This is a genomic window from Mesorhizobium sp. M4A.F.Ca.ET.050.02.1.1, assembly GCF_003997725.1.
GTDB lineage: Bacteria > Pseudomonadota > Alphaproteobacteria > Rhizobiales > Rhizobiaceae > Mesorhizobium.
The window spans coordinates 1-3,092 of the sequence record NZ_RZSG01000717.1 but is presented as its reverse complement, the minus strand read 5'-3'; the positions used below and the strand labels follow the sequence as shown (position 1 = coordinate 3,092).

Annotated in this window: 4 protein-coding genes, 1 tRNA gene and 1 pseudogene; 2 read left to right on the top strand and 4 right to left on the bottom strand. The window is 57.6% G+C overall.

Annotated features, from left to right (window positions below; genetic code table 11):
* Positions 1-215, top strand: a 215-nt coding sequence (locus EOA33_RS39905; protein WP_127407282.1) for a hypothetical protein, incomplete at its 5' end; no start/stop codon positions are given.
* Positions 216-357: 142 nt separating this feature from the next.
* Here the strand turns inward: EOA33_RS39905 and EOA33_RS29910 are convergent.
* Together EOA33_RS29910 and EOA33_RS29905 are read right to left on the bottom strand one after the other, a co-directional pair.
* Positions 358-1,116, bottom strand: a complete 759-nt coding sequence (locus EOA33_RS29910) for a response regulator transcription factor (protein ID WP_127407281.1) — start codon at positions 1,114-1,116, stop codon at positions 358-360.
* Between the two features lie 224 nt (positions 1,117-1,340).
* Positions 1,341-2,045, bottom strand: coding sequence for a Crp/Fnr family transcriptional regulator (locus EOA33_RS29905; protein ID WP_127407280.1), 705 nt, complete (start codon positions 2,043-2,045; stop codon positions 1,341-1,343).
* A gap of 255 nt (positions 2,046-2,300) precedes the next feature.
* Here EOA33_RS29905 and EOA33_RS29900 point away from each other — a divergent pair, with 255 nt between their 5' ends.
* Positions 2,301-2,618, top strand: coding sequence for a hypothetical protein (locus EOA33_RS29900; RefSeq protein ID WP_127407279.1), 318 nt, complete (start codon positions 2,301-2,303; stop codon positions 2,616-2,618).
* Between the two features lie 113 nt (positions 2,619-2,731).
* Here EOA33_RS29900 and EOA33_RS29895 read toward each other — a convergent pair.
* Positions 2,732-2,806: transfer RNA gene (locus EOA33_RS29895), tRNA-Gln, on the bottom strand.
* Between the two features lie 177 nt (positions 2,807-2,983).
* A pseudogene (locus tag EOA33_RS40925) lies at positions 2,984-3,092 on the bottom strand (VOC family protein); the annotation flags it as partial.

Below are 3,092 nucleotides of genomic sequence, written 5' to 3'. Positions count from 1 at the left end.
AGGGTGGAGAGCTGGGGCTCCTGGTCTGGAAATTCGACCAACTGGTTGCAGTCCTGACTCGGATCGACGAGGAAGCCTACTCCACGAAGGGCAAATGGTTCCTCGAGACGGGGTTCGGGTTGCTGAGCGGGCAGCACAAGAATTTCGATACGATTGAGGACGCCGTGAGTTGGGTAGGCAGATATACCTTCCCCGACTCTGCCCACTCTGATTGATCGGCGGCTGTTAATCCAAATCCCGGTTGGCTTTCGGAAAGGAAGCCGGTCGCTTCCTTTCTTGCGCGGTCGCCCTCGAACCCGCGCCGAAGCGAGGCTGGCACCTCCGATGCCATTCACCGCAACGGAGGTCCCGCGAAACTTACTTGGGATCACTTTCAGCGAGTGTTCGTTCCGCGAAGAGATCCTTGACCTTGCAGGCGACCTCGGTGCGGTTGGCCGCCTTCAGCTTCTTCATGATATTTCGGATGTGGACCTTCACGGTGCTTTCGCGCAGGTTCAGCTCGTAGGCGATGATCTTGTTCGCCTTGCCGTGCAGGAGCGCTTGCGCGACCTCGGCCTGCCTGAGCGTGAACAATCCCGCCAAGGGTTGCCTGTCGCAACTGCCTGGATCTATCAGATGCCGCATTGATAGGACGCTGCTCGCCGGGACGAAGATACCTCCAACTGCCGCGAGGTTGATTGCCTCGACGCAGACGTCGATCCCTACCGAAGTCGGAATGTAGCCGCGTGCGCCGCATTCGAGAGCCGTCAGTATCTGTGCAAGGTCTTCGTTGTCGGCCAGGATAACGACGGGGATTGATTTGAACTCGGATGAGATATGCCTGATCTCGTCTGCTACGCCATGATCGGTCGCCTTCCGGCCGCCAAGATTGAAGAGTATGGCGACAAGGGGAGGGAACGAACTCTTCTTCACGCGCCATTGATCGATCGAACCCATTGCGGCGACCACCATGCCGAGTTCGTGGTCAACGAGGGCCGATGCGAGACATTCGCGGTCCAAAGCTCTACCATCTAGGATAAGGAGGCATTCCTTACGATGGACATTTTCGGTTCCGCTTGATCGAACTCCTGATTGATTGGCCGAGGTGTAATTGTGCAGTCCTGTTACGCCACCCATACTACCCACCCTTTCCCAACACTGGCAGCCTTGCGGCCAACATAACTCCTTGTGAAAGTTGGAGACTTGATTGCAGCAGCTAGGCGCCTTCCTCGCTTTCCCACAGCGAGAACGGCTCGGGCAGTTTATAGCCTATTTATGAGCGGTCTCTAACATAAGTTAATTTTCGGTAAATTTCGCGTCCGGAAAGCCGTCGCCCGGCACCGGACACCGGAGGGCAACTTCTACCTGAGGTACTCCTTGTCGAATCCGGCCGTCTCGACCAGCTTCTTGCGATTGATCACCTCTACGTGGCCTGCCTTGAAAGAGACGAGATCGGCCTTGCGAAGTTCCCTCAACGTCCGGTTGACGTGGACGGTGGTCATTCCGAGGATGTCCGCCAGTTCGTGCTGGGCAAGGGGACACTCATATCTTCCATGGTCCGACAGGCCAACTTTCGAGAGCCTCTCCTCCAACTCGAGCAGGAAATGGGCGGTGCGGCTCATCGCGTTCCGTCGTCCGACATTCACGAGATGTTCGGCAAGGATGGCGTTCAGCCGGGCCAGGGCGCAGGCGATCTTGTTCCCGAAGCGACCTTCCGACAGGGCGGCATCGACCAATGCTTTCCTGGAAATTTCATAGACAGCTAGTTCGGTTATGGACGCCAATGACGCGAAACGGGGTCCGTCCACGAAGTGGAAACCGACAATGTCCCCCCAGAGAGGAGTGTCGATGATCTGCCGCTCTCCATCCAGCAGCTCGCGGTAAAGGATGGCCCAACCTGATTTTAGGATGAATACCGTGTCGTCGGTGTCATCCTGGCGGCATATCACCGAATGGGGTTTGTAGATTTTCGCGGAAACACCGAAGGAATCGTTGTTTCCCCAGCCGTTCTTCGACAACGTCCCCCCTATGGGATGCGAGCGCATGAACTGCAACAGCGTTTGCATGAAGCTTCGCGTGTTTGCCCCAAATTACCGCGCAACCTACAATAGCCGCTCGCGGAAAGCCAGTTGTACGCTGCTTATTCCTTGATCGGCCTCCTCTTTGAATGACGGACCAGATGCTTACGCACTGCCAGAAGTGCCGCAGCCTGTTAGCCAATGTTGAAAAGTGCGGAGCCCTCTTCGGCACACAACATTCTGACCCGGCCGCTGATACTGACGCAATAGCGATTCAACCAACGCTGCTTTCTTGGCTCATTTTTGGCCGAAGCTTGCTCGACGTCGATCGGCCCGACCGCAGCTTGCCGGCAATGGCAGAAGACCTCCCGTGATGGTCCAGGCGCTGATCAGGAAGTTATCGATGGCGCGTTCTACGACCGTATTTCAGCTTGGTGGCGGTTCGAACAGACGCGCTTGCTCCGCGAGATCGAACGGCATGGCGAGGCCGAGGAATCATACACGGAGGATGGAATGCGCCTGCTGGCGCTGGCGCGCAATACCCGGCAACTGTTCGCCCGGCAGGCTCCTCGCGAGAAGAAGCGGCTTCTAAGCTTGGTACCTGTCGAACTGCGCGTGTGACGAAGGGAAGTTCGCGCGGTGTTCCGACAACCATCTGATTTGCTTACGGAAACAACTGCAACGCTTCGACCGGGAAAGCCAAAGGAGCCAAATTGTCAACAGAGCATCCTGTTTGGCTGGGGCGCCAGGATTCGAACCTGGGAATGTCGGTACCAAAAACCGATGCCTTACCACTTGGCGACGCCCCAACAGCCGCAACGTGCCCGCTGAGCGCGGCCTTATAGGACGAGCCGCCGCAAAGCTCAATGCTTGGACGGGCTGCGTCCAAGGTAATCTTGCCGCATGTTTCCCGCCACGGACCGTCGCGCGTTTGGGGGCATGAGTGTCGTACGCGACGCTTGGATTGAAAAGCCGCGGGTTGCGGTCTACTCGCCCCAGACCGCCAGCTCGTTGCCCGCCGGATCCGCGAAATGGAAGCGCCGCCCTCCAGGAAACGGGAGGATCGGCTTGACGATGGTGCCGCCGGCATTCTCA